Source organism: Phenylobacterium sp., assembly GCF_035539035.1.
Lineage (GTDB): Bacteria > Pseudomonadota > Alphaproteobacteria > Caulobacterales > Caulobacteraceae > Phenylobacterium.
In genome coordinates, this window is sequence record NZ_DATLJI010000016.1 from 192,109 (window position 1) to 216,525 (window position 24,417).

Genomic DNA, 24,417 nt, shown 5'->3' on the forward strand with positions numbered 1-24,417 from the left:
GGCGTTATGTAGCTGAACTACATAACGGCGTCACCTGCCTCCGGGCAGGACGAAGCCGTAGCGGCGGAAGGCGGCGCGCGCCTCGGGGTCGCGGAGGAACCGGTAGAAGGCCTCCGCCGTCTGGCTGCCGTCCTTCAGGAGCACCGCTCGCTGGCGCAGCGGATGGTGCCACTCGGCAGGGATCAGGCTGAAGGTCCCCGCCGTCTCGATCCTGGGCGTCCGCGCCAGGGTCATCGGGATGATCGCCGCCTGCACGCCGCCGGAGGTGATGTGCTGGGTCGTCTGGCCCAACGTCTCGCCCAGGGTCAGCTTGCCGCGCACGTTCATCCAGACGCGAGCCCGGGTCAGCGCCTCCTTCGCGGCCAGGCCATAGGGACCGCCGCTGGGATTGAGGATGGCCAGCCGCTGCAGCCGCCCATCCTTCGCCGCCGCCCCCAGGTCCCGCAGACGGCCGTCGGCGCGGATCTTGGAGCCCTTCGGCAGGAACAGGCCGATGCGGCCGATGCCGTAGAGCGCGCCGGAATTGGCCGTGCGGCCCGCACGCTCCAGGCGCTGCACATAGCTCTCGTCCGAGGCCAGCAGCAGCTCGTAGGCGGTCCCGCCCTTCTGGATCTGGTTGGCGAGCGCGGCGCTGGGGCCGAACACCAGCCGCACCGACTTGCCGGTGCGCTTGTGGAACGCGGCTGCGACGACCGGCAGGGCGTCGGCAAGGTCGGCTGCGGCCGCCACGGCGGGAGCGGACTGGGCGTGCGCCGCCCGCGGCGCCAGGGCGGCGGCGATGGCCAACTGCAAGGCGGCGCGCCGGGACTGCATGGGTCTCTACTACAGCGCGGAATCGCCGCTCGCCAAGGCGGTTCAGGCCCGGATCAGGGCCTCACACACGGCGCTCACCTGCCCGCCGGATTCCTTCACTCCGCCGCCCACCGCATAGATGCGGCCGTCCACCGCGACGCCGGCCAGGCCGTGCCGCGGCGTTCGCATGGGCGGCAGCGCCGTCCAGGCGTCCGCCCGCGGGTCGTAGACCCACGCGTCGGGGATCACGCCGGGGCCGCCCTCGCCGCCGAAGACATAGAGCTTGCCGCCGGCCGCGGCGCCGCCGAGCCCGCCCGCCGGGCGCGGCATCGGACGCAGCGTCTCCCAGCGGTCGGTCCTGGGATCGTAGCGGTCCAGCTGGGCGGAGTTGCCGCCGCCGACCCGCCGCCCGCCGGCCAGGTAGAACAAGCCGCCGATGGCGGCGCCGGTGGCGCTGTTGCGGGCCAGGGGACACGGCGCGGCGGTCTCCCACCGCTGCGTGCGGGCGTCGAACACCTGGTGGGTGGCCACATCGCCGTGGTCGGTCCACTGCCGGTTGGCCTCGCCCTTCGGCGCGCGGCCGCTGGCGATGTGGATGCGGTCGCCGAGCGTGACGGCCACGGTCTCGCACTGGACCTGCGGCATCTCTGGAGCGGGCGTCCAGGCGGCGCCGTCGAAGGCCACGGCGTCGCGGATGGCGACCCAGCCGCCCTGGTCCGTCACCCGGAAGCCGCCGAAGGCGTAGAGCCGGTCGCGAGCTACGGCCAGCACCGGGTGGTGGCGCGGGAACGGCAGCCTCGGCCCCTCGCGCCAGCGGTTGGCCTTCGGGTCGTAGAGGCCGATGCGGTCCTGAGGGTTGATCCCGCCGCGCAGGCCCTGGGCGCCCGGCGCCATGCCGCCGGCGATCACCACCTGGCCGCGGAAGGCCGCGCCATAGACCTCCTGCACGGGCCAGGGGACGTCGGCGCAGGCCTGCCAGCGGGCGGCCGCCTCCGCGGCGGCGGGCAGGAAGCCGGCGGCCAGGCCGGCGGTGAGCGTGCGGCGGTCGATCATGCCGCCATGGTGGCGCCTCAGCCCAGCGCCGTCATCACCACCCCGCCGGCGGCGAGAGCCCCGCCGACCCACTGGCGCAGGGACAGCTTCTCCTTGAACAGCCGATGGCCGGCGGCCGCGGCGATCGGCGCCTCAATCACCCCCACCGCCCGCACGGGTCCGGCCGGCGCCAGCGCCAGCGCCCCGAACCAGCAGGCCGAGGCGGCCGAGCCGAAGAACCCCGCCCCGAGCGACGAGCGCCAGGAGGCGGCCACGGCCTTCAGCGCCGCCGGGCGGGTCGCCGCCAGCAGGGCGGTGAGCACGAGTGACTGCATGAGCTGGGCGGCCACCAGCGCCGCGGACGCGGAGAAGATCGGATGGTCCGGCTCCAGCGCCAGGCCCGCCTGCCGGTAGCCGTTCAGCGCGACGGCGAAGCAGAGGCCGGAGAGCAGCCCGAGGCCGGCCCCGGTCAGCGCGCCCTGCCCCGCCCCGCGCTTCGGCCAGGAGAGTACGACGAGGCCCGCGGTCGTCAGCGCCACGCCGGCCCAGGCCGCGGCGGCGAGCCGGTCGCCCAGCGCCAGCCAGCCCAGCAGGGCCGCGAACGGCAGCGAGGCCTGCTGCATCATGGTCGCGACGGCAAAGCCCGACCGGTGCATGGCCATCAGGAGCGCCCCCGTGGCGCCGACCTGCGCCAGGGCGCCCAGCGCCGCGCCGATCCAGAACCGCGGCGACGGGTCCGGCTGCGGCGCGTCGGTGAGCGCCCACACCACCGCCAGCAGGGCGATCGAGAACGGCAGGCCGAACAGGAAGCGGACCAGGGTCGCGCCCCACGGGCCGGCGTCGCCCACCAGCCCGCGCTGCAGCGCATTGCGCGCCACCTGCAGCGGCGCGGCCGCTGCGGTCATGATGATCCAGAGCATTCCGCACAAATCCGCTCGTCCCCGGCCAGCGGAGCGGCGAAGCCGCGGAGACCGAGCCGGGAATCCAAGCTGAGGTCCAGCCTGTGGAGAGTCCGCCTGGGTCCCGGCTTTCGCCGGGATGAGCGGTGGGCGTCAGAACCCGCTCGCCACCCGGGCGTCAGGCGCGCTCTTTTCCTTGCGGGCCATGAGGTTGTTGAGCGCGTTCACATAGGCCTTGGCCGAGGCGGTCAGGGTGTCCGTGTCGGCCGCCTGGCCGGTGGCGATGCGGCCGTCCTCCTCGAGGCGAACCGAAACCTGGGCCTGGGCGTCGGTGCCCTCGGTGACCGCGTGCACCTGGAACAGGCGCAGGATGGCGTCGTGCGGCACCACCGCGTGGATGGCGTTGAACACCGCGTCCACCGGGCCGTCGCCCGTGGCGTTGGCCGACTTTTCCTCGCCGTCGATGGTCACCGTCAGGAAGGCCTCCTGCGGCCCCTCGGTGCCGGCGATGACCCGCAGGTGCTTGACCTGAACGCGGTCGGCGGCGCTGGCCAGGGCGTCGTCCACCAGGGCCACGATATCGTCGTCGAAGACGTGCTTCTTCTTGTCGGCCAGATCCTTGAAGCGCTGGAAGGCCTCGTTCAGCGCGTTCTGGCCCAGCTCGTAGCCCAGGTCCTTCAGCTTCTCGCGGAAGGCGTGGCGGCCGGAGTGCTTGCCCATGACCAGGTTGGATTCGATCTGGCCCACGTCCTCGGGCTTCATGATCTCGTAGGTCTCGGCGTTCTTCAGCATCCCGTCCTGGTGGATGCCGCTCTCGTGGGCGAAGGCGTTCTTGCCGACGATCGCCTTGTTGAACTGCACCGGGAAGCCGGTGATGGCCGAGACGTAGCGGCTGGCCCGCGTGATGTGCTGGGTCTCGACGCCCGTGAAGTAGGGCAGCCGGTCGCCGCGCACCTTCAGCGCCATGACGATCTCTTCCAGGGCCGCGTTGCCGGCCCGCTCGCCGATGCCGTTGACGGCGCACTCGATCTGCCGCGCGCCGCCCTGGACGCCGGCGATGGAGTTGGCGACCGCCAGCCCCAGGTCGTTGTGGCAGTGGGTGGAGAAGATCACCTTGTCCGCGCCCGGCACGTTCTCGATCACGTCGCGGAACAGGTCGGCGTACTCGCTGGGATAGGTGTAGCCCACCGTATCCGGCAGGTTGATCGTCGTGGCCCCCGCCTTGATGGCCGCCTCCACGCAGCGCAACAGGAAGTCGCGCTCGGTTCGGGTGGCGTCCTCGGCGGACCACTCCACGTCATCGCACAGGTTGCGGGCATGGCCGACCGAGCGGGTCACCATCTCCAGCACCTGCTCCGGCTCCATCTGCAGCTTCCACTTCATGTGGACGGGGCTGGTGGAGATGAAGGTGTGGATGCGGCCGCGCTTGGCCTTCTTCAGCGCCTCGGCGCAGCGGTCGATGTCGGCCATGCCGGCGCGGGCCAGGCCGCAGACGGTGCTCTCGGTGACGATCTCGGCGATGGCGCGGACGGACTCGAAATCGCCGTTGGAGGCGATGGGGAAGCCCGCCTCGATCACGTCGACGCGCATCTCCTCCAGGATCTTGGCGAGCTCGATCTTCTCTTCCAGCGACATGGAGGCGCCGGGCGACTGCTCGCCGTCGCGCATGGTGGTGTCGAAGATGATGACCCGGTCCTGGTCGGAACGGGCGGCGGTCGCGGATACGGCTTCCGAAGCGGGGACGGTCATGTGGAGATCTCTTCGCGGGGTGTTCGGTTGGACGGGCGAGGGTTTGAAACCCCTGAGCGCCCGGCCGCGAAGTCTCGCGTGCCTAGAGAGGCGCCCAGGGGCGGCTAAGCCCCAGCGAAAGGAGAAGCAGGCTGTCGAGCCGCGTGCGCATGCGAGGCTTCTAACCGAATCCGGGCGCCACTCGCAAGACTGTTCCCCTAAGCGCGGCCTTACGCCGCTCGGGAAGCAGATTTTGCCCCCGCCCAGCCATGACTCAGTGGCTCATGTGCCCCGCGGCGATGATCCGCTGCACCGACGGCCGCGCCCGGACCCGTTCCCGGTGATCCAGCACGCGGGGAAACTGCGCCGGGTCCACGCTGTCCTCCTCCAGCCAGTCGGCCAGGGTGAAGAGATAGCCGTCGCAGACCGAATAGGCCTCGCCCAGCACCCACGGCCCCTTCAGGAGCTCGGCGTCGATGAGCCGGAAGCACTCGGCGATGGTTTGAGGGACCTTTCGGCGCATGTCCTCGAACGCCGCCTCGGTGTCGGCCCACCGGTAGCCGCGGTGCTTGTGGGCGTGCGCCACGTGCACGGTGGACGCCAGGTAGCTGTTGAACGACACCGCCTGGGCGAAACCCCAGGGGTCGGCGGGGGCCAGCCCCGCCTCCGGCCAGGCCTGGGCCACGTAGCTGAGGATGGCCACGTTCTCGGTCAGCACGCCCCGGTCCGTCACCAGGGCCGGCACCCGCCCCTTGGGGTTGATGGCCAGGTACTCGGGCCTGCGCTGGTCGCCGTCGCGCGTGCTGGTCCGCACCACCTCGTAGGCGGCGCCGGCCTCCTCCAGGGCGATCAGCGACGCCAGCGAACAGGAGCCCGGCGAATGGAACAGCTTCAGCATCACCCCTCCTCCCGCTCCACCCGGTCCTCCCGGCTGCGCAGCCACTTGCGGGCGTACCAGCCGATCACCAGCCACAGCGCCACGATCAGCGCCAGCCACAGGACGTTGTGGCCGTCCTCGCCCTTCATCACGTCGACGATGGAGGCCCCGGCGAAGGCGGTGAGCACGATCTTCGGGACGATGCCGATCGCGGTGCCGGCGAGGAAGTGCCAGAGCCGCATCGGCGTCACCCCGGCGGCCATGTTGACCACGATGAACGGGGCGGAGGGCACGAGGCGGACGATCAGGCTGGCGTAGAAGCCGTTGCGGCCCACGAGCTTCATGAACCGGCGCAGCCCCTCGCCCGAGAAGGTCTCCAGCACCCGCGCCCCGGCCAGGCGGCCGATGAAGAAGCCCACCGCGGCCGAGACCATGGTGCCGATCCAGGAGTAGGCGAAGCCGGTCTCCGGTCCGAAGGCGACCACGGCGGCCGCGATCAGCATGAACTGCGGCACGCCCACGAAGGCCAGGATCGCGAAGGCGGCCACCGCCACCGGCAGGGCCCAGGCGCCGCTCGCCGCGCCGAGCCAGGTCTCGACCGCCGCCTCGCCGTCGAAGCCCAGCACCTGGGCCCCGAACAGGAAGACGACGCCCACCCCGCCGAACAGGACGAAGGACACCGCGAGCGCCCGCCAGGCCTTGGCGTCCATGTCCGTCAGGAACTGCAGGAGGCGGCGCATCGCCGCTGAGGTCGCCGATCAGCGATGGCGGGTCAAGCGTGGCCTTGGCGCCCTCCGGTGCCGCAGACTAGGCTATGGCCAAGGTTGCGTCTCTGGGTGCCCCAGCGTCTCGGATGCCGCATGCAACGCGGGGACTCCATGCCGACGTACGCTTTCGAGACGATCACAGCCGAGCAGGCCATCGCAATCGCCCAGACCGATCGGGTCACCGTTTCGTCCGGGTCCGCCCGCCAGACCACGATCCTTTATCTGCCCGACGGCGCCGTCACCATGATCGTCGGCGACCATTCCGTGACGTTCGGCGCCAACCTGTCCGTGATCAGCCGGCAAGGCGGTCTCACCTTTCAGGATGGCACCACGATCTACATCGGAGACGATACCGACAACGGCCGCGATCAGGGCGCCCAAATCGGCAGCGGAGCCATCTACGGCGGCGCGGGGGACGACGAGTTCACGGCCGCCCGCGGCGCCTTCCTGATCCAAGGCAATCAAGGCTCCGACACCATCTGGGCGCACGCCAACAGCAGCAACACGATCTACGGGGGCCAGGGCAACGACCACATCAACTTCTACTTCGTCGGCGGATCACCCGCAGGTCAGAATTTTGTCCAGGGCAACAAAGGCTTGGACACTATTCAGGGGTCGACGGGCAACGACACCCTGCTCGGCGGCCAGGGCGATGACCGGCTCTCATCGGGTGGTGGGGTCGACTTCATCAACGGCAACCTCGGCAACGACTATATCGAAGGCTCGGGTCTTCTGCTCGGTGAAGACGGGGCGGACGTGATTGTCGCGGGCACGAGCGGCGTCAACAGCGTGCGGGGCGGCGACGGCGACGACCGGATAACCGCCTCCTCCCTCAGCAGTCAGGGCGGCGTCGCAGGCGCCGAGAACCTGATCTGGGGGGACCAGGGAAACGACGTGCTGATCTCCCTCAGCCCCGAGCGCGACGAACTCTTCGGCGGCGTGGGCGACGACACGATCCAGAGCCAGGGGAACCGGCTCGGCGTGGGCGACCTGCTGGACGGCGGCGATGGCAACGACAGTCTGGCCGCGTTCGCCGGCGGCAACACCCTGTCCGGGGGTGAAGGGAACGACACCCTCTCCGGTGGGCCGGGCGCCAGCCGCCTGGAGGGCGGCGTCGGGATCGACCTGCTTACCGGGGGAACGGGCGCGGACTTCCTGTTTGGCGGCGACGGTGGCGACACGATCAGCGATCCCGGCGGCCAGAATGTCATCGATGGGGGCGGAGGTGGCGACCATATCACCGTCAGTGGCCCCGGCGCCGGCACGGTGGCGGCCGGCGACGGTGACGACACTGTGACAGCGGTGGACTCTCACACGGTCGAGGGCGGGCTTGGCAACGATAAGCTCACCGGTGGCTCCCGCATCTCCGGCGACGCCGGAGACGACACCCTTGCCGCCGGAGCTGCATCCACGGTTCTCGACGGAGACGCCGGCCTCGATTCCCTCCTAGGGAACACTGGGAACGACACCCTCAGCGGCGGCGACGACGCCGACACCCTGAGCGGCGGCCGAGGCGCAGATGCGCTGAGTGGCGGCGCTGGGGCCGACGTGTTCGTGTTCGGCGCTGGAGACAACGGGACCGCCTCCGGCCAGCCGGACCGCATCCTCGACTGGGCAGGGGCCGACGACCGGATCTCCTTCCAGTGGGCCGCGATCGGCACGCATGCTTACGGCCAGGGGACGGCTGCGGATTACGCGTCCGCCATTAGCCACGCGACCACCGTTCTTCAGGGCTCGATCGACGTAGTGGCCATCCAGGTTGGGGCCGATGTCGTGATCTTCGCTGACATCGGTGGCGCGAATTCCATCGGCTCCACGGTTGTGCTCGTGGGCCGGACTCTCGCCAGTCTGGATTCGAGCAACATCCTATAGCGCGCCGCCTGTTGCGTTTTTGTTTGTTGCGTTTTTACGCAACACGGGCCAGATAGCGCCGTTACGGCCACGCTTTGGCCGAGAGGGACGTTCTTCGAGAGAGATTCCACAGTGGCCACCTACGCCTTCGAAACCATCACGCCCGAGCAGGCGCTCAACATCGGCGCCCTCGACACCCTGACCTTCGCCGGCGGTCCGGCGAGTCGGGTGAGCGTCGTCTACCAGTCCTACGACCCGCTGATCCTCACGCCCGAAGTGCCGAGCATCCTGGTCACCTTCGGCGATCGCACCGTGAAGTTCGCCGTGGAGCTGACCCAGCTCGCCCGCGCGGGGCGCGCGGTCATGGCCGACGGCTACAAGCTCTATATCGGCGACACCAGCGACGAGCAGGTGATCGGCGGGGCCGGTCACGATGGCCTCTACGGCGGCCCGGGCGCCGATACCGTCGACGCCGGCGCCGGCGACGACATCGTGCAGGGCAACAGCGGCAACGACGTGCTGAACGGCGGCGCGGGGTCCAACACCGTCTACGGCGGCAAGGGCGACGACGTGATCAACGTCTCCACGTTCCGGGAGACCCGCGGCTCCTTCGCCCACGGCAACCAGGGGGACGACGAACTCGTCGGCGGCGACGGGAACGACATCCTCTACGGCGGCCAGGGCAACGACTTCATCGGCGGCAAGGACGGTGACGACCTGCTGTTCGGCGACCTCGGGGACGACGAGATCCACGCGGGCGGCGGCGACGACACCGTCTTCGGCGGCGCCGGCAACGACCAGATCTACTCCAACGGCGGCGACGACCTGCTGCTCGGCGGCGACGGCGACGACACCCTGGTCATGTACATGCCGGGCAACGCGCTGGCCCACGGCGATGCGGGCAACGACACCATCATCTCGGCGGCCGCCGACGCCACGGTCCTCTACGGCGGCGAGGGGCGCGACCGGTTCGAGTTCACCTCCAACGCCCGCCCGGGCGAGGGGATGGCGGACCTGATCGCCGACTGGGAGGCGGGCGACAGCCTGTCGTTCGCACAGGTCAGCATCTACACCATCCTGCCGCGGCAATATTCGGAGTTCACGGCGGAGACCTACGAGCGCGCCCTGCAGACCGCCAACGAGCACATCATGTTCACGGGCGCGCAGTACGTGGCCGCGCAGGTGGGCGACGACGTGTGGGTGTTCGCCGACACCAACGGCGATTCCAGCGACGGCGCCGACGTCGAGCTCATGCTGGTCGGCCGGACCCTGGCCGACATCAGCCTCCTGAACTTCGTGTGACGTCCGGACAGCGCATGAGGGTGATCGGCCCCGACCACGGGCCGCCGGTCACGGTCATGCGCTGCGCCGCCCCCGCGCCGGCCAGCGCCAGCTGGAAGGTCTGCGGCTCGGCCGTCCCTTCCGCCAGGCACTTGGCGCCGACCTGGTAGCCGGCCGCCTGCGGCGTGACGGTCGTGAAGTCGCAGCTCACCTCGCCCGCGGTCGCCACCCGCCCCGGCTCGAACATCCAGGCGCCCTCCGCGCAGAGCGCCGGCGTCGCGGCCCAGCGACCGACGTAGGCCGCCGGCTGCGCGACGTCGGCGGTGACGGCGGTGGTGGGCGCGGGCCCCGCAGCCGGCGCAGGCTCGGGCGCCGCCGCGACCGGTTCGGGGGCGGCCGCCTCCCGCCCGCAGGCGGCGAGGACGAGGCAGAGCCCCAGGGCGTGCAGCACGCGTCGCATGATCGCCTCCTGTGGCTCACCGGCAAACGCGAGGACGAAAGCGGCCGTTCCGGGGAACCGGCGGTTTGCCGCAGCGCCGGCTTGGGTTAAACCCGGCCCCCGCAGTGCAGCATCGACCCACAGGGGACCCGCTCCGCCATGTCGCTCCAGTCCGCCGCCCTATCCCGCGTGAAGCCGTCCGCCACCCTGGCGGCGGACCAGAAAGCGCGCGAGCTGAAGGCGCAGGGGCGCGACGTCATCGGCCTGGCGGCGGGCGAGCCCGACTTCGACACGCCGGACAACATCAAGGAAGCGGCCGTCAAGGCCATCCGCGACGGCAAGACGAAGTACACCAACGTCGACGGCATCCCGGAGCTGAAGGAGGCCATCTGCGCCAAGTTCCAGCGCGAGAACGGCCTGACCTACAAGCCCAGCCAGATCAACGTCTCGCCGGGCGGAAAGCCGGTGATCTGGAACGCCATGATCGCGACCCTGAACCCGGGCGACGAGGTGATCGTGCCAACACCCTACTGGGTGAGCTACTGGGATATCGTGCTGCTGGCCGGCGGCACGCCGGTGGCCGCGCCGACCAGCGCCGAGACCGGCTTCAAGCTGCGCCCGGACGACCTCGAGCGGGCGATCACGCCGAAGACCAAGTGGATCCTGCTGAACTCGCCGTCCAACCCGTCGGGCGCGGCCTACACCCGCGCCGAGCTGAAGGCGCTGGCCGACGTCCTCCTGCGCCACCCGCAGGTCTGGATCCTGACCGACGACATGTACGAGCACCTGGTGTTCGGCGACTTCGAGTTCACCACCATCGCCCAGGTGGAGCCGGCCCTCTACGACCGCACCCTCACCATGAACGGGGTCTCCAAGGCCTACGCCATGACCGGTTGGCGGATCGGCTACGCCGGCGGTCCCGAAGAGCTGATCAAGGCGATGGCCAAGGTCATGAGCCAGACCACCTCCAACCCCTCGTCGATCTCGCAGTGGGCGGCGGTGGAGGCCCTGAACGGCCCGCAGGACTTCATCAAGCCGAACGCCAGGCTGTTCGAGCAGCGCCGCGACCTCGTGGTCTCGATGCTGAACCAGGCCAGCGGCATCAAGTGCCCGACGCCGGAGGGCGCCTTCTACGTCTATCCGTCCTGCGAAGGGCTGATCGGCAAGACCGCGCCCAGCGGCCGGACGATCGGTTCGGACCAGGACTTCGCCACCGAGCTCCTGGAGGCGGAAGGCGTCGCGGTCGTGCACGGCGCGGCCTTCGGGCTCTCGCCGTTCTTCCGGATCAGCTACGCGACCTCGAACGCGGTGCTGGAGGACGCCTGCGGCCGCATCCAGCGGTTCTGCGCCAACGTGCGATAGGGCGCGTTACATCCGCATCTTCCAGGCGGCGGTCGCGGCCTCCTTGGTGCGGTTGAGCCAGACCTTGTCGTCCTCGACCCGGTCGACCCAGCTCAGCGGCACCATGTGGTGCTTGAGGCCGGCGGTGAGGTCGAGCTTGCTGAGCTCGATCTCGTCGCCCATCAGGTGATCGACCTTGCCGACGTGATCGCCGTCTGAACCGACGACTTCCATGTGCGGGTGGATGTCGGAGGGCTGGACCATCTTGTTTCCTCGTACTGCGGGCACGCCCCGAAACGAGGAAGCGGCGGCCACGGTTGCGCTCGCCGCCGCGCGTGGCATGGTCGCCGCCATGACCCTCGACCTGATCCTGGCCATCGCCCACCACCTGCTGGCCTTCGGCCTGGCGGCCATCCTGACCGCGGAGATCGCCCTGCTCCGGCCGGGGCTGACCGCCGCGGGCCTGAGGCGCCTGGGCCTGGTGGACGCCCACTACGGCCTGCTCGCCGTCCTGCTGATCGTGGTGGGGGTGCTGCGCGTCTACTACGGGGTCAAGGGCCCCGACGCCTACCTCCCCAACCCCTGGTTCTGGGCCAAGATGGCGGCCTTCCTGGCCGTGGGGCTGCTCTCCGTGCCGCCAACGGTCAGCATGCTGCGCTGGCGGCGCAAGGTGAAGCTCGAGCCCGCCTTCTGTCCCTACCAGGACGAGGTGGAGCGGGTGCGCGCCTGGCTCATCGCGGAGGCCGCGCTGTTCGTCCTGATTCCGGTGTTCGCCGCGGTCATGGCCCGCGGGTACGGCCTGCCCGCATGACGGAGCCCATCAACCTGAACAAGGCCCGCAAGGCGCGCGCCCAGGCCGAGGCCAGAAAGACCGCGGCGGAGAACCGGGTCCGTTTCGGGCGCACCAAGGCCGAGAAGACGGTCTCCCGGCTGGAAGCCGACAAGGTCCGCCGTCTGCACGACCAGGCGAAGCGCGAGGACTAGGCGGTCGCGCGTTCCGCCGCCTCCAGCGGCAGGTCGATGGTGCAGCACACGCCCTGCGGCCGGAACGCCAGCTCCACCTCGCCCCGCAGTTGCCTGCGCAGCCCCGTCTCGATCAGCCGTGAGCCGAACCCGCGACGGGTCGGCGGCGTCACCGGCGGACCTCCCGCCTCCTCCCACACGAGCCTCAGCCGGTCGGCCCCGGCCTCCGCCCGGCGGCGCCAGGAGATCCGCACGCGCCCCTCCGCGCCCGAGAGCGCGCCGTACTTGAGCGCATTGGTGGCCAGTTCGTGCAGCGCCATGCCGAGCGCCAGCGCGGTGTCGGGGGCGAGCCACACCTCCTCGCCCGTCACGTCGATCCGCTCCCGGGCGCCGGCGTAGGGGGCGAGCTCCACCTCGACCAGTTCGCGCAGGCCCGCGCCGCGCCAGTGGTCGCGGGTGAGCAGGTTGTGGGTCTCACTGAGCGCCAGCAGCCGGGACTCAAAGCTATCGCGGGTGTCCTCGAGACTCTTCCCTTCCCGCAGGGTCTGGGCGGCGATCGACTGGACGGTGGCCAGCGTGTTCTTCACCCGGTGGTTCAGCTCGCCCACCAGCAGCTCGCGCTGCTGCTCACTCTCCCGCCGCGCCGCCACCTCGGCCTCGGCGGCGAGGCGCAGGCGGGCCTGCCAGGCCGATGCACCGGCCACGAGCAGGGTGGCGACCAGGCCGCCGGCAAAGAAGGCGAGGCCGAGCCCTCGGGTGGAATCCCCCTCGAAGCTGGGCGTGGAGTAGTAGGCGATCTGCCATCGCCGACCGGCGATCTCCACGGGACGGACGGCCGTGAACCACGCCGTCCTGGCCATCTGGTCCGGAGCGCCCGCGAAGGACTTATGGAGCAGGTTCTGCGGCGCGATGGCGTCGTCGTAGACGGCGATATGGATCCGCGGCTGCTGCTCGCGCACAAAGATCCCGCGCAGAAGGTCGTCCGCGCGGAACGGACTGTAAGCGAAGCCGAGCAGCCGCGCGCGTCTTTCCGCAACCGTCGCCGGTGGCGCGCCGCCCCTGTAGACCGGGTGGTAGATCAGGAAGCCCGCCTGCTTCTGATCATCGATCTCCTGCACCAACTCCACCCGGCCGGACATCGCGCTGCGTCCGCGGTCGCGCGCCCGCTCCATGGCGGCCCGCCGGGTGGGCTCGGCGAACATGTCGTAGCCCAGCGCCGCGCGATTGCGGCGATCCAGCGGTTCGAGGTGGATTATGGCGTGGACCTGCGGCCGGGGTTCGGCGGGGGTGATGGTGATGTCCGCGGCGCCATATCGGACAAGGGCCGCCTCCGCCTGCGGCCCTTCGGCCGAGGGCAGGACGGCGCTGTAGCCGACCCCCTGGATGCCGGGGTAGACCCGGGCCAGCTGCAGGCGCTGGGCAAACGCCGCGAACTGCTCGCGGGTGACCGCGCCGTCCTCGGCCGCCACGAGGCCTGCGGTTGCGCGCAGAACGCCGATGTAGGCCTGCATCCGGTTCAGGATGTCGTCCTGGGCCTGCTGCACGGCGCCCTGGAACCGCTCCTGGTCCTTGGCGCGGCTCAGGCGCTCCACCTGCCAGCCGGCCGCAGCGCTCGCCAGCAATCCGATGGCCAGGACGACGAGCGGCAGGATGTGCGGCGGGATCCGCCCACGCGTCCTTCGCTCGCTCAGCACACCGCTCGCCACCGCAGCCCCTGCCTGGAAAGCGGACTTCCCTGCCTCAATGTCAGGCAGGTGTCGAGGTTCCCGGCGTCGGGCCGACGAGCTCCTAACGGCCGGCGACCACCAGGTCCCGGGCCTCGGACGGAATGGAGTCGTAGATCGTCGCGGGCGTGATCCCGAGCCGGCGGCGCGCCTGGTCGAGGGGCTCGGCCATCAGGCGCTCGTAGTCCTCGCCCAGCAGCCAGGCCGCGCGCTTGCCGCGCTGATAGCCCTGCCAGATCGCCTTGCGGTACGGATACCGCTTCTCCTTCAGGGAGCGCAGGCCCGCGCCGACGGCGATCAGGGCCCAGCCCAGCCCCTTCGTCTGGGCGTAGGAGAAGGCCACCAGGCACGCCTCGCCCAGGGCGTCGCGGTGGTAGCCGGAGAGGATGTGCCAGACGTCGTGCACGTCCCGGGTGCGGCGGCCGAACCAGGCGTAGGGGTGCTGCTCCTCGATGGCGGCCAGGCCTTTGCGGCTCACCTCCGCCAGCCCCTCGGCCGAGAGGCGCTCGGAACGGACAAACTCGCGGTAGGCCGCGCCCACGGAACCGGCCGGCAGGCTGTCGAGCCAGGCGTCGTCCATCAGCCGATGGGCGAACTCCTCGCGCGCATAGGCGATCCGGCCGCCCTGCTGCGTCTCCAGCAGGCGGTGGTAGCCCTTGGCCGTGGCGCTGCCGTTCAGGGCGCGCATGATCTCGAACACCTGGGTGGTGTCTTCCTTGTCGGCGAGCAGGCGACGCAGGGCGCGGAGCGCGTGCGGCCAGTCCAGCTTCGGAGACACCCGGGCGCCGGGAGCCTCGCCGCGGATGGTGTCGGCCATGGCCATGGTGTTCAGGAACCCTCGTCAGTGCGCAGCCCGGAAAATGACGACGGCGTCACCTTCCTGCAAGAGGGGTTTGACGCATAGCCGCCATGCATGAACAAAGGCCTATGGCGTCGCTGCGCAAACGCTCGGTCCTGCTCTCCGGCCACGCGACGTCCATCGCGCTGGAACCGGAGTTCTGGGCGGTGCTGGAGGAGATGGCCGCGGCCAGGGGCGGCAGCCTCGCGGGCCTGATCGGCCGGATCGACGCCCAGCGCGGCGAGCGCCCCCTCGCCTCCGCCTGCCGCGTAGCGGCCCTGAGGTTCGCCCAGGGCGCCTGAGCTACTGCGGCGGGGGCTGCGCCGGGCCGTTCACCACCGCGCCGGGCGTGGCGGGGGCGTCCCCGCTGGCCGGCGCCGGCGGCATGACGGACGTTCCCTCGGCCGCAGCGGGCGTCGTGCCCCCCTGCGGGGTGACGTCGGAGCCGCCACGTTGCATCAGGGCCACGACCAGCCAGCCGACCAGGAGCGCGAGCACGATCCAGACGAGCGGCGGGATGTTGCGGGTGGCCTTGCGGGGCTCCGGCTTGTCGAAGCTGTCGCGCTCGGTGGTCGGATGGCGCGGGCTCTGGTCGCTCATGGGGTCTCCCTCTCTCACTTCGGCATCGGCAGCGGCGCGTCCGGGATGCGCGGCGCGTCGGGCAGCCTGGGCGACGGCAGCTCCGGCACGGCCGGCGCGACGCGGATGTCCATCTCCCGCCCTGCGTCGCGCCACCGGGACCAGGCGGTCCAGGCGAGCGCCAGCAGCAGGGCCGCGACCATGCCGGCGAGGAACACGACCCAGGTCGGCGTGCGTCGTCCGGACGTCTCGGCCATGGCGGGCTCCGATACCTTCGCCCTGCCAAACGGCGCCCCTGCGGCGAAGTTCCTCCCGGGCCTTAAGCCCGGCGCGCCGTGTGCTACATATGTTCCGATGTTCCCTCCCGAATCCCAGTCCGAGCACCAGCCCCCCGCCACCCGCATCAGCGACCTGGCGCGGGTCGATTCCCGCCCCGCCGACTATCTCGAAGGCCTGAACCCCGAGCAGCGGGACGCCGTGGAGACGATCGAGGGGCCCGTCCTGGTGCTGGCGGGCGCCGGCACCGGCAAGACGCGGGTGCTGACCACCCGGCTGGCCCACATCCTGGCGACGGGGCGGGCGCGGCCGTGGGAGCTGCTGGCCGTCACCTTTACCAACAAGGCCGCCCGCGAGATGCGCGAGCGGATCACCCATATCATCGGGCCGCAGGCCGAGGGCCTGCGCTGGCTGGGCACCTTCCACTCCGTCGCCGCCCAGATCCTGCGCCGCCACGCGGAGCTGGTGGGGCTGAAGTCGAACTACACCATCCTCGACGACGACGATCAGGAGCGGCTGATCAAGCAGGTCCTCGAGGCGGAGAACGTCGATTCCAAGCGCTGGCCGGCGAAGATGCTGGCCGGCCTGATCGACCACTGGAAGAACCGCGGCTGGCGCCCGGACCAGCTCCCGGCGGCCGAGAACGCCCAGTTCGCCAACGGCCGCGGCCAGGCGCTCTACCGCATGTACCAGGAGCGGCTGCGCATCCTGAACGCCTGCGACTTCGGCGACCTCCTGCTGCACAACATCACCATCTTCACCAGCCAGCCGGACGTGCTGGCCGAGTACCACGACCGGTTCCGCTACCTGCTGGTGGACGAGTACCAGGACACCAACGTCGCCCAGTACCTGTGGCTGCGGCTGCTGGCCCAGAAGCGCCAGAACGTGTGCTGCGTGGGCGACGACGACCAGTCGATCTATGGCTGGCGAGGCGCGGAGGTGGACAACATCCTGCGCTTCGAGCGCGACTTCCCGGGCGCCAAGGTGGTCCGGCTGGAGCGCAACTACCGCTCCACGAGCCACATCCTGGCCGCCGCCTCCGGGCTGATCGCCGCCAACAAGAGCCGGCTGGGCAAGACGCTCTGGACCGAGGCCGAGGGCGGCGAGAAGGTCATCGTCCGCGGCGTCTGGGACGGCGAGGCGGAGAGCCGGCTGATCGCCGACGAGATCGAGCGCGCCAAGCGCGCCGGCCGCCGCTACCGCGACATCGCCATCCTGGTCCGCGCCTCGTTCCAGATGCGGGCGTTCGAAGAGCGCTTCGTCCTGCTGCAGATCCCCTACACTGTGGTCGGCGGCCCCAGGTTCTTCGAGCGCGCCGAGATCCGCGACGCCCACGCCTACCTGCGGCTGATCCAGTCGGAGGACGACGACCTGGCGTTCGAGCGGATCGTCAACACGCCCAAGCGCGGCATCGGCGACACCACGGTCCAGAAGCTGCTGCAGATCGCCCGGCTGAACGGGACGCCCGTGGTCCACGCGGCCCGCCAGGTGGTGCTGACCGACGAACTCGCCGCCCGCACGCGCACCGCGCTTTCCAACTTCCTGCGCGACCTCGACCGCTGGCGCGCCGACGCCCAGCGGATCGCCCACCCGCGCCTGATGGAGCAGGTGCTGGAGGAGAGCGGCTACACGGACGCGCTGCGCCTCGACAAGAGCCCGACCGCCCAGACACGCCTGGAGAACCTCAAGGAGCTCGTCCAGTCGATGGGCAGCTTCGACACCCTTGAGGCCTATCTGGAGCACGTCTCCCTGGTCATGGACCTCGACCGCGGCCCCGCCGCCGACGCCGTGCAGGTGATGACCCTGCACTCGGCCAAGGGCCTTGAGTTCCCGCTGGTATTCCTGCCGGGCTGGGAGGAAGGCGTCTTCCCGTCCCAGCGCTCCATGGACGAGAAGGGCGAGAAGGGCCTCGAGGAGGAGCGACGCCTGGCCTATGTCGGAATCACCCGGGCCCGGGAGGAGGCGCGCATCTCCTTCGCCGCCAACCGCCAGGTCTACGGCCGCTGGACCAGCCAGCTGCCGTCGCGCTTCGTGGACGAGCTGCCGGTGGCCAATGTCGAGGCCTCGTCGGAGACCGGCTACTACGGCGGCGGGCCCGGCATGCAGCAGCACGGCAGCCGCTGGGACGAGAGCCCCTCCTTCGGGGCCGGCTACTCCTCGCCCGGCTGGAAGCGGGCCCAGCAGGCCAACTACCGCGGCAGCCACCCGGGCCGGCAGCAGGTGATCGAGGGCGAGGGCCGCCTGGTCGCCGAGAGCTCCGCCGCCAGCGCCTACAAGCGCGGCGACCGGGTCTTCCACATCAAGTTCGGCTACGGGAAGGTGGCCGGCGTGGAGGGCAACAAGCTCACCGTCCAGTTCGACAAGGCCGGCGAGAAGAAGGTGCTCGACAGCTTCGTGGAGAAGGGCTGAGATCCTGGACCTGCACTCGTCGACAGCCGTCTACATCCTCGCGAGCCGTCGGCACGGCACGCTCTACATTGGCGTCAGCGGTGAGTTTGTCCGACGGATTTCGCAGCACCGGGCGGGAGTCCACGAGGGATTCACCAGCCGTTACGGCGTGCGGCGCCTCGTCTGGTACGAGGTTCACGACGACATCGTGAGCGCCATCCAGCGCGAAAAATCCCTGAAGAAGTACAAGCGAGACTGGAAGATCAATCTGATCGAGCGCGACAATCCCAACTGGGACGACCTGTTCCCCGCCTTGGTGGCCGAGCAGGGCCCGCTGTCGCACCTCAGCTGGCGGGAGCCCTCACTCTGACTCTTCGTCATGGCCGGGCTTGTCCCGGCCACCCATGATCTCGGCGTCCTCAGAAAAGAAGCTCGGCTAGGTCGTGGGTGACTGACGACGGCCAGCGTTCAATGGGTGGCCGGGACAAGCCCGGCCATGACGATCTCAAGCTCGATCTCTCCGCCCGAGGCCCTTCATCAGCAGGGCGCCGAGACCCGCCACCACCGCTACGCCCCCGGCTGCGAGCGCCGCCATGCCGAGGGTCCTCTGGCGGCGGGCGTCGTCGGACGCTGCGGCCGGCGCTTGCGTCGTGGCAGGCGGCGGAGCGGAGGCCTCGAGGCGCTCGGGCGCGATCTCGCCGACTGGCGGCAGAACGGCCTCCACCGCCGCCGGCGACACCTCGCTGCGGCGGAAGGTGACGAGGCTACGGGCATGGTCCACGTCGGCCTCGAACCCGTGGGCGGTCCAGGCCCGCGCGTGCGGCTTGTCCATGCCCGACCACCAGGACTTCCCCGTCCGCGCCGTCTTCGGCAGCGGGAAGCCCAGGACCTCCTCGATCTCGGCGAAGCTGGCCTGCCACTCGTTGGCGGGATGGCCGGCCAGGCGGTCGGACAGCGGGCTGTACTTGCTCATGGTGACGTCTCCCCGAGGCTCAACGCACGGTCCGCCATATGGCGCCAGCCTTGGCCCTGAACCAACCGCCGGCTCGCGCGCTCTAGCGGCCTGGAACTCGATCATCAAAGGCTTCAGCCGTGGATCTCAAGACGTTGTTCGCGGGGGTTGGCGTGGCGGCGGTGTCGGGCCTGCTGCTCGGCGGCGCCATGCAGCCGGACCTGCGAGGCGACGAGCGGCCCGAGGGGCCGCAGATCTTCGCCGGCTGGTCGGGCGCCCGCTCCACCGGCCCCTTCGACGACGGCATGACCCTCGCCTACTACGAGGGCCGGATCCCGGACTATGTGGTCGGCACCGACTGGAAGCAGACCATCGCCTGGCAGGACGCGCCGGAGATCGTCGAGGCGGCGCAGGACTACTCCGTCTTCGACGAGCCTGAGCCCGCGGCCGACACCGCCAGCTATGCGGTCGACGCCTCCTGGCAGGAGCCCGCCGCCGATCCGCCACCTTATCCGTCGCTCAGCGGCGGCGTGGCCTACGGCGTCGACCTGCCCCCGCCGCCCCCGCCGCCGGCCGATCTCGACCCCGAGGCCATGCCGGAGGCCACCGGCGACACCACCGTCATCGTCCGCGGCTGATCTCCCCTCGCCTTTCGCCGCCCCGGCCTTTAGAGGGCGCGGGATGACCGACGAGGCCCTGCAGATCACCGCCCGTGGACCGCGCGCCGAAGCCGAGGCCGCCGCGGCCCGGCTCGACGAGACCCCCGGGACCGAGACCCTCACCTATTCCATCCTGGAGGAGGACGAGGACCACGACGTCTGGCGCATCGACGCCTTCCCCACGTCCGAGGAGGAGCGCGCCGCCCTCGTGGAGGTGCTGGGCGCCCACGCAGCCCTGCGCGTCACCACCGAGAAGCTCGCCGACGCCGACTGGCTGGCCATGGCCCTGTCGGGTCTGCCGCCCGTGCGCGCGGGCCGGTTCTTCGTCTACGGCGCCCACGACCGCGGTCTCGCGCCGGCCAGCACGGTCAACCTGCGGATCGAGGCGGGCGCGGCCTTCGGCACGGGCCATCACGGAACGACCGTCGGCTGCCTGCAGGCCTTCCACGACCTCCTGAAGGCCCGGCGCTTCGAGAAGGTGCTGGACGTGGGCTGCGGCACCGGGGTCCTGGCGATCGCCGCGGCGCGCACCGGCAGCCGCGTGGCGGTTGGCACCGACATCGACGCCCCGTCCGTGCGGATCGCCAACGAGAACGCCGCCCTGAACCGGGCCACCGCCCGGTTCGTGCATGCCAGCGGTCTGGACGACCCGCGGGTGCGCGGCGAGGCACCCTACGACCTGGTGTTCGCCAACATCCTGGCGCCGCCGCTCGTGGCCCTGTCGCAGGACATCAAGGGCGCCCTCAAGCCCGGCGGGATCGCCATCCTCTCGGGACTGTTGCGCACCCAGGAGCGGCGGGTGTTCGCCGCCTATGCGTCGAAGGGGTTCCGGCTGGTGCGGCGGCTGCATCGCGACGCCTGGGCGACCCTGGTCCTTCGTCGGGCCTGACCGGACCGGAACCCGCGTCGACGAAATGACGTTTCTCCGCCGAACGGCCCAGCTTGGGCCGGCCGGAGAACGCCATAATGTCTGACGACATCGAACGGACCACCACCACGACCAGCGGCCCGACCACGACGGTCGTGCACCGGCGCGGCGGCAGCGCCGGCTGGTGGGTCGCGGCTCTCATCGCCATCGTGGCGGTGGTGGGCGTGATCTTCTTCATGAGCAGCATGAACGGCGACCGCGGCGCCGAACTGCAGGCGGCCCGCGACGCCGGCGCCTCGGAGGCCACCGTGGCCGCCGCCGCGGCCACCGCCCAGCAGGCCGCCGCCGACGCCAGCCGCTCGGCCCAGGCGGCGATGGAGACCACGGCGCAGGCCACCGAGGCCATGGCCGAGGACGCGCAGCAGGCCGCCCGCGACACCGCCGACGCCGCCGCCGACGCCTCCGCCGAGGTCACCGAGACCGCTCCGCCGCAGCCCTAAGGGCGCCTGGAGAGCCGGAGCGGGGGCGCGGGCGTCCACCAGGCGACGCCCGCGCCTTCCGCCCTCAGCTGAACACCTTCCTCGCGCCGAGTTGCGCCTGCCAGTGAGCCAGCCGATCCTTGAGCCGGCTGTCGACGCCGTAGGTCCCGAGGTCCTTGTCGTCGATCGCCTCGACCACCTCGAACGCCAGCGCGTCGGCCCCATGCTTGGTCCAGGCAGCGTGCAGGTCTCGGTTCAGCCGCCCACCCGGCCCCATGCGCAGCGAGAACCAGATGGCGTTCTGCTGCTGGCCGAGATTGCGTGAGACGCCGACCCACGCCTCGCCGGTCACTACGCAGCGCACGGCGAAGACGCCGACCTGCGTCTTCTTCTCCTTGAAGTCCCGGATCAGGTCCCGTCGGCGCTGCTTGTCCATGGCCGCCCGTTAGCCTGCAGGGCGGCGCCTGTCAATTTCATCCGGGTATAATCGGCGAGGTCACCGGCCTTTGCCGGAGCGGCCGAAGCGACTAAATCCGTTGCATGCGCCAGACCTTCGACGAGACCACCGACCGCTCCTTCGGACCCCGGCACGTGCCGCTGATCCGCCAGGCCATGGCCGAGCAGGGCCTGGACGGCCTCCTCGTGCCGCACGAGGACGAGCACCAGAACGAATACCTCCCCGCGGCGAACGACCGCCTGGCCTGGGCCACCGGCTTCACCGGCTCCGCCGGAGCCGCCGTGATCCTGAAGGACAAAGCCGCCGTCTTCGTGGACGGAAGATACGCCCTGCAGGTGCGCGACCAGGTCGACACCGGGCTTTTCGAGATCCGTGACCTCGTGGAGGGCGGCGTGCCCGCCTACCTGGAGACCGCCGCCGGCAAGGGCCAGAAGATCGGCTACGATCCCCGGCTGCACAGCCCCGACGCCCTGGCCCACCTGCAGGCCGCCGCCGCCAGGGCCGGCGCGGAACTGCGCCCGGTCACGCCGAACCCGCTGGACAAGGCCTGGGGCGAGGCCCGTCCGCCACAGCCGGTCGCACCCGTCGCGCCGCACCCGCTCGAGTACGCCGGCGAGGAGTCCTCGGCGAAGCGCGCCCGCATCGGCGGGGCGTTGGCCGGCGGCGCGGACGCCGCCGTGCTCACGGCGCCGGCCTCGATCGCCTGGCTGTTCAACGTCCGGGGCGGGGACGTCATCCGCTCGCCCCTGCCGCTCGCCCAGGCGATCCTGAACCGCGACGGGACGGCGCGCCTGTTCCTCGACCCGCAGAAGGTCACCCCCGACCTGCCCGCCTGGCTCGGCAACCAGGTGCGGCTGGAGACGCCGGAGGACCTGCCCGCGGCGCTCGGCGACCTGCGCGGCAAGAAGGTGGTGGTCGATCCGGCCCAGTCGTCGGCTTGGTACTTCGAGGCCCTGGCCGCAGCCGGCGCGGAGGTGGTCCGCGCCGAAGACCCCTGCACCCTGCCGCGCGCCTGCAAGAACGCCGTCGAGGTCGAAGGCGCCCGCAAGGCCCATGCGCGGGACGGCGCGGCGCTCAGCCGCTTCCTGCACTGGCTGGCGACCGAGGGGCAGACCAACCCGCCGGACGAGATCACGGCGGTCTCGAAGCTCGAGGCTTTCCGCGAGGCGACCGGCGCCCTGAAGGACCTGTCGTTCGACACCATCGCCGGCGCCGCCTCGAACGGGGCCATCGTCCACTACCGGCCGACCCAGCGCCTCAACAAGCGCGCCGAGCCCGGTTCGCTGCTGCTGATCGACTCCGGCGCCCAGTACCTGGACGGCACCACCGACGTCACCCGCACGGTGGCCATCGGCGAGCCAAGCGCGGAAATGCGTGAGCGCTTCACCCTGGTGCTCAAGGGGCATCTGGCGCTGGCGCGTGTCCGGTTCCCGGCCGGCACCACCGGGACCCACCTCGATGCGCTCGCCCGCATGGCGCTCTGGGCCCATGGCCTCGACTACGACCACGGGACCGGCCACGGGGTGGGCAGCTACCTCGGCGTCCACGAGGGCCCGCAGCGGATCGCAAAGGCGCCGAACACGGTAGCGCTCCGGCCCGGCATGATCCTCTCCAACGAACCCGGCTACTACAAGGAAGGCGCCTACGGCATCCGCATCGAGAACCTGCAGGTGGTCACCCCGCCCGAGGCCATCCCCGGCGGCGAGCGGCCGATGCTCGGTTTCGAGACCCTGACGCTGGCGCCCATCGACCGGCGCCTGGTCGCCGTGGATCTTCTCACTTCGGAGGAGCGCGCCCAGCTCGACGCTTACCACACCCGCGTCCTGGCCGTGGTCGGACCGCAGGTCGAGCCCGAGGTCCGCGCCTGGCTCGAACACGCCTGCGCGCCGGTCTGAGCCCATGAGCGAAGCCCCCAACGCGGCCCAGGTCGCGTACTGGAACGACGCCGCCGGCCAGACCTGGGCCGAGATGCAGGAGGCGCTGGACCGGCAGCTCGCCCCGCTGGGCCGCGCCGCCATGGCCGCGCTGGGGCCCAAGCCCGGCGAGCGGCTGCTCGACATCGGCTGCGGCGCCGGCCAGACCACTCTCGAGCTGGCGGCCGCCGTCGCGCCCGGGGGCGAGGTCGTGGGCTTCGACATCTCCCGGCCGCTGCTGGAGGTCGCCCGCGCCCGTCCGGCCGCCGCCGGCGTCAGCTTCCTCGAAGGCGACGCCCAGACCCACCCGTTCGAGCCGGCGAGCTTCGACGGCGCCTTCTCCCGGTTCGGCGTGATGTTCTTCGCCGACCCGCCGGCGGCCTTCGCCAACATCCGCAGGGCGCTGAAGCCGGGCGGCCGGCTGGCCTTCGTCTGCTGGCGACCGCCTGCCGAGAACCCGATCATGACGGCGCCGATGGCGGCGGCCGCGCAGCACCTGCCCGCGCCCGCACCGCCGGCGGACCCGCACGCACCGGGGCCCTTCGCCTTCGCCGATCCCGAGCGGGTACGCGGCATCCTGGCCGCCGCGGGCTTCGAGGCGGTCACGATCAGCCCCCATGACGAGGCGGTCGGCGGCGGCGATCTGCGAACCGCCGTCGGCCTGTCGCTGCGCATCGGTCCGCTGGGCATGATGCTGCGCGAGAACCCGGACAAGCGGGACGCGGTCGTTGCCGCCGTCCGCGAGGCGCTGACGGCCTACGACGGTCCGGAGGGGGTCAAGCTGCCCTCGGCGACATGGATCGTCTCCGCGACCGTCCCCGGATGAAGACCCGGCTCGCCCTCGCGGCTCTGGCCATCGTCCTTGCCGGGCCGACCGCCGCGCAACCTCCGGCCGACGCCGAGCAGGCGGCGATCCTGGCGCAGATCGACCGTTTCTTCGCGGCCATGAAGCGGCAGGACACGGCGGGGCTGGAGAAGCTGATCTACGCCGACGGCGTGATGACCATCGTGCGCGTCGCGCCCGACGGAAGCCAGCGCCATGTGCGCCGGCCGGTGACGGCCTGGCTGGAGGGCATCAGGACGAGTCCCGACCTCGACGAGCGGATCTGGAGCCCGACGGTGATGCGCCGCGGCCCGATCGCGGTGGTCTGGGCGCCCTACGACATCAAGCAGGGCGGCAAGCGCCTGCACTGCGGCGTGGACGTCTTCGATATGGTGCAGGTCGAGGGCCAGTGGAAGGTCGCCAGCCTGATGTTCACGGCCGAGCCCGGCTCGTGCGCGGAGCTGAAGGCGCCGGAGTAGCGGCAGCCTTCC

General features: G+C 71.1%; 28 protein-coding genes. 14 read left to right on the forward strand and 14 right to left on the reverse strand.

The window, feature by feature from the left end:
• Window positions 1-30 precede the first annotated feature (30 nt).
• The 6 genes from modA to VM685_RS14910 all read right to left on the reverse strand — a co-directional run bounded on the left by modA (window position 31) and on the right by VM685_RS14910 (window position 6,068).
• Window positions 31-813: a molybdate ABC transporter substrate-binding protein gene (gene modA / locus VM685_RS14885; protein ID WP_325460956.1), complete on the reverse strand. Its 783-nt coding sequence runs from the start codon at window positions 811-813 to the stop codon at window positions 31-33.
• Window positions 814-855: 42 nt separating this feature from the next.
• Window positions 856-1,845, reverse strand: coding sequence for a Kelch repeat-containing protein (locus VM685_RS14890; protein WP_325460957.1), 990 nt, complete (start codon window positions 1,843-1,845; stop codon window positions 856-858).
• Window positions 1,846-1,862: 17 nt separating this feature from the next.
• On the reverse strand, window positions 1,863-2,744 hold the full coding sequence (locus VM685_RS14895; RefSeq protein WP_325460958.1) for a DMT family transporter: 882 nt from the start codon (window positions 2,742-2,744) through the stop codon (window positions 1,863-1,865).
• 132 nt (window positions 2,745-2,876) lie between these two features.
• Entirely contained in the window at window positions 2,877-4,472 is a 1,596-nt protein-coding gene (locus tag VM685_RS14900; RefSeq protein WP_325460959.1) for a 2-isopropylmalate synthase, read from the reverse strand.
• Window positions 4,473-4,725: 253 nt separating this feature from the next.
• The gene (locus VM685_RS14905; RefSeq protein WP_325460960.1) at window positions 4,726-5,349 is read right to left on the reverse strand and encodes a glutathione S-transferase family protein; all 624 of its coding nucleotides are present in this window, start codon (window positions 5,347-5,349) and stop codon (window positions 4,726-4,728) included.
• Complete coding sequence (locus VM685_RS14910) at window positions 5,349-6,068, reverse strand: TVP38/TMEM64 family protein (protein WP_325460961.1); 720 nt, start codon at window positions 6,066-6,068, stop codon at window positions 5,349-5,351. The genes VM685_RS14905 and VM685_RS14910 overlap by 1 nt, the downstream gene beginning before the upstream one ends.
• A gap of 138 nt (window positions 6,069-6,206) precedes the next feature.
• Between VM685_RS14910 and VM685_RS14915 the strand changes: the two genes are divergently transcribed.
• Entirely contained in the window at window positions 6,207-7,967 is a 1,761-nt protein-coding gene (locus VM685_RS14915; RefSeq protein WP_325460962.1) for a calcium-binding protein, read from the forward strand.
• A gap of 111 nt (window positions 7,968-8,078) precedes the next feature.
• Window positions 8,079-9,248 carry a calcium-binding protein gene (locus tag VM685_RS14920; protein WP_325460963.1) on the forward strand — a complete coding sequence of 390 codons (1,170 nt, stop codon included), beginning with the start codon at window positions 8,079-8,081 and terminating at the stop codon, window positions 9,246-9,248.
• Here the strand turns inward: VM685_RS14920 and VM685_RS14925 are convergent.
• Window positions 9,226-9,687: a hypothetical protein gene (locus VM685_RS14925; RefSeq protein ID WP_325460964.1), complete on the reverse strand. Its 462-nt coding sequence runs from the start codon at window positions 9,685-9,687 to the stop codon at window positions 9,226-9,228. The two genes, VM685_RS14920 and VM685_RS14925, sit on opposite strands and share 23 nt — an antisense overlap.
• A gap of 138 nt (window positions 9,688-9,825) precedes the next feature.
• Between VM685_RS14925 and VM685_RS14930 the strand changes: the two genes are divergently transcribed.
• On the forward strand, window positions 9,826-11,028 hold the full coding sequence (locus VM685_RS14930; RefSeq protein WP_325460965.1) for a pyridoxal phosphate-dependent aminotransferase: 1,203 nt from the start codon (window positions 9,826-9,828) through the stop codon (window positions 11,026-11,028).
• A gap of 6 nt (window positions 11,029-11,034) precedes the next feature.
• Here VM685_RS14930 and VM685_RS14935 read toward each other — a convergent pair whose 3' ends face one another.
• Entirely contained in the window at window positions 11,035-11,271 is a 237-nt protein-coding gene (locus tag VM685_RS14935) for a DUF2171 domain-containing protein (RefSeq protein ID WP_325460966.1), read from the reverse strand.
• 1 nt (window position 11,272) lies between these two features.
• On the opposite strand from VM685_RS14935, the gene VM685_RS14940 reads away from it, so the two are divergent.
• Complete coding sequence (locus VM685_RS14940; RefSeq protein WP_325460967.1) at window positions 11,273-11,818, forward strand: DUF2214 family protein; 546 nt, start codon at window positions 11,273-11,275, stop codon at window positions 11,816-11,818.
• On the forward strand, window positions 11,815-11,991 hold the full coding sequence (locus tag VM685_RS14945; protein ID WP_325460968.1) for a DUF4169 family protein: 177 nt from the start codon (window positions 11,815-11,817) through the stop codon (window positions 11,989-11,991). Before VM685_RS14940 ends, VM685_RS14945 begins: the two co-directional genes overlap by 4 nt.
• On the opposite strand, the gene VM685_RS14950 is transcribed toward VM685_RS14945, so the two are convergent.
• Both VM685_RS14950 and VM685_RS14955 read right to left on the reverse strand, forming a co-directional pair.
• A complete protein-coding gene (locus VM685_RS14950) occupies window positions 11,988-13,676 on the reverse strand; it encodes a CHASE domain-containing protein (RefSeq protein ID WP_325460969.1) in 1,689 nt (562 codons plus the stop codon). The genes VM685_RS14945 and VM685_RS14950 overlap by 4 nt on opposite strands.
• Before the next feature lie 82 nt (window positions 13,677-13,758).
• Window positions 13,759-14,511 carry a Coq4 family protein gene (locus tag VM685_RS14955; protein WP_325460970.1) on the reverse strand — a complete coding sequence of 251 codons (753 nt, stop codon included), beginning with the start codon at window positions 14,509-14,511 and terminating at the stop codon, window positions 13,759-13,761.
• 110 nt (window positions 14,512-14,621) lie between these two features.
• On the opposite strand from VM685_RS14955, the gene VM685_RS14960 reads away from it, so the two are divergent.
• Window positions 14,622-14,834, forward strand: coding sequence for a ribbon-helix-helix domain-containing protein (locus VM685_RS14960; protein WP_325460971.1), 213 nt, complete (start codon window positions 14,622-14,624; stop codon window positions 14,832-14,834).
• A gap of 1 nt (window position 14,835) precedes the next feature.
• On the opposite strand, the gene VM685_RS14965 is transcribed toward VM685_RS14960, so the two are convergent.
• Both VM685_RS14965 and VM685_RS14970 read right to left on the reverse strand, forming a co-directional pair.
• A complete protein-coding gene (locus VM685_RS14965; RefSeq protein ID WP_325460972.1) occupies window positions 14,836-15,132 on the reverse strand; it encodes a hypothetical protein in 297 nt (98 codons plus the stop codon).
• Between the two features lie 14 nt (window positions 15,133-15,146).
• Window positions 15,147-15,368, reverse strand: coding sequence for a hypothetical protein (locus VM685_RS14970; protein WP_325460973.1), 222 nt, complete (start codon window positions 15,366-15,368; stop codon window positions 15,147-15,149).
• Window positions 15,369-15,465: 97 nt separating this feature from the next.
• On the opposite strand from VM685_RS14970, the gene VM685_RS14975 reads away from it, so the two are divergent.
• A complete protein-coding gene (locus VM685_RS14975; protein WP_325460974.1) occupies window positions 15,466-17,796 on the forward strand; it encodes an ATP-dependent helicase in 2,331 nt (776 codons plus the stop codon).
• 34 nt (window positions 17,797-17,830) lie between these two features.
• Window positions 17,831-18,145: a GIY-YIG nuclease family protein gene (locus VM685_RS14980; protein WP_325462031.1), complete on the forward strand. Its 315-nt coding sequence runs from the start codon at window positions 17,831-17,833 to the stop codon at window positions 18,143-18,145.
• 135 nt (window positions 18,146-18,280) lie between these two features.
• On the opposite strand, the gene VM685_RS14985 is transcribed toward VM685_RS14980, so the two are convergent.
• Window positions 18,281-18,748 carry a DUF7662 domain-containing protein gene (locus VM685_RS14985; protein ID WP_325460975.1) on the reverse strand — a complete coding sequence of 156 codons (468 nt, stop codon included), beginning with the start codon at window positions 18,746-18,748 and terminating at the stop codon, window positions 18,281-18,283.
• A 134-nt stretch (window positions 18,749-18,882) separates the two neighbouring features.
• Between VM685_RS14985 and VM685_RS14990 the strand changes: the two genes are divergently transcribed.
• From VM685_RS14990 to VM685_RS15000, 3 genes are all read left to right on the forward strand, one after another.
• On the forward strand, window positions 18,883-19,365 hold the full coding sequence (locus VM685_RS14990; protein ID WP_325460976.1) for a hypothetical protein: 483 nt from the start codon (window positions 18,883-18,885) through the stop codon (window positions 19,363-19,365).
• 43 nt (window positions 19,366-19,408) lie between these two features.
• Window positions 19,409-20,275 (forward strand): 50S ribosomal protein L11 methyltransferase, encoded by an 867-nt coding sequence (locus VM685_RS14995; RefSeq protein ID WP_325460977.1) that lies wholly within the window; start codon window positions 19,409-19,411, stop codon window positions 20,273-20,275.
• Window positions 20,276-20,352: 77 nt separating this feature from the next.
• Window positions 20,353-20,754: a hypothetical protein gene (locus VM685_RS15000; RefSeq protein WP_325460978.1), complete on the forward strand. Its 402-nt coding sequence runs from the start codon at window positions 20,353-20,355 to the stop codon at window positions 20,752-20,754.
• Between the two features lie 64 nt (window positions 20,755-20,818).
• On the opposite strand, the gene VM685_RS15005 is transcribed toward VM685_RS15000, so the two are convergent.
• On the reverse strand, window positions 20,819-21,169 hold the full coding sequence (locus VM685_RS15005) for a GIY-YIG nuclease family protein (RefSeq protein ID WP_325460979.1): 351 nt from the start codon (window positions 21,167-21,169) through the stop codon (window positions 20,819-20,821).
• 104 nt (window positions 21,170-21,273) lie between these two features.
• On the opposite strand from VM685_RS15005, the gene VM685_RS15010 reads away from it, so the two are divergent.
• Genes VM685_RS15010 through VM685_RS15020 form a run of 3 tightly spaced genes read left to right on the forward strand, consistent with a single transcriptional unit; the run spans window position 21,274 to window position 24,405 of the window.
• Window positions 21,274-23,085, forward strand: coding sequence for an aminopeptidase P family protein (locus VM685_RS15010; RefSeq protein ID WP_325460980.1), 1,812 nt, complete (start codon window positions 21,274-21,276; stop codon window positions 23,083-23,085).
• Between the two features lie 4 nt (window positions 23,086-23,089).
• Window positions 23,090-23,929, forward strand: coding sequence for a class I SAM-dependent methyltransferase (locus VM685_RS15015; protein WP_325460981.1), 840 nt, complete (start codon window positions 23,090-23,092; stop codon window positions 23,927-23,929).
• Window positions 23,926-24,405 (forward strand): nuclear transport factor 2 family protein, encoded by a 480-nt coding sequence (locus tag VM685_RS15020; protein ID WP_325460982.1) that lies wholly within the window; start codon window positions 23,926-23,928, stop codon window positions 24,403-24,405. The genes VM685_RS15015 and VM685_RS15020 overlap by 4 nt, the downstream gene beginning before the upstream one ends.
• The last annotated feature ends 12 nt before the right edge of the window (window positions 24,406-24,417 follow it).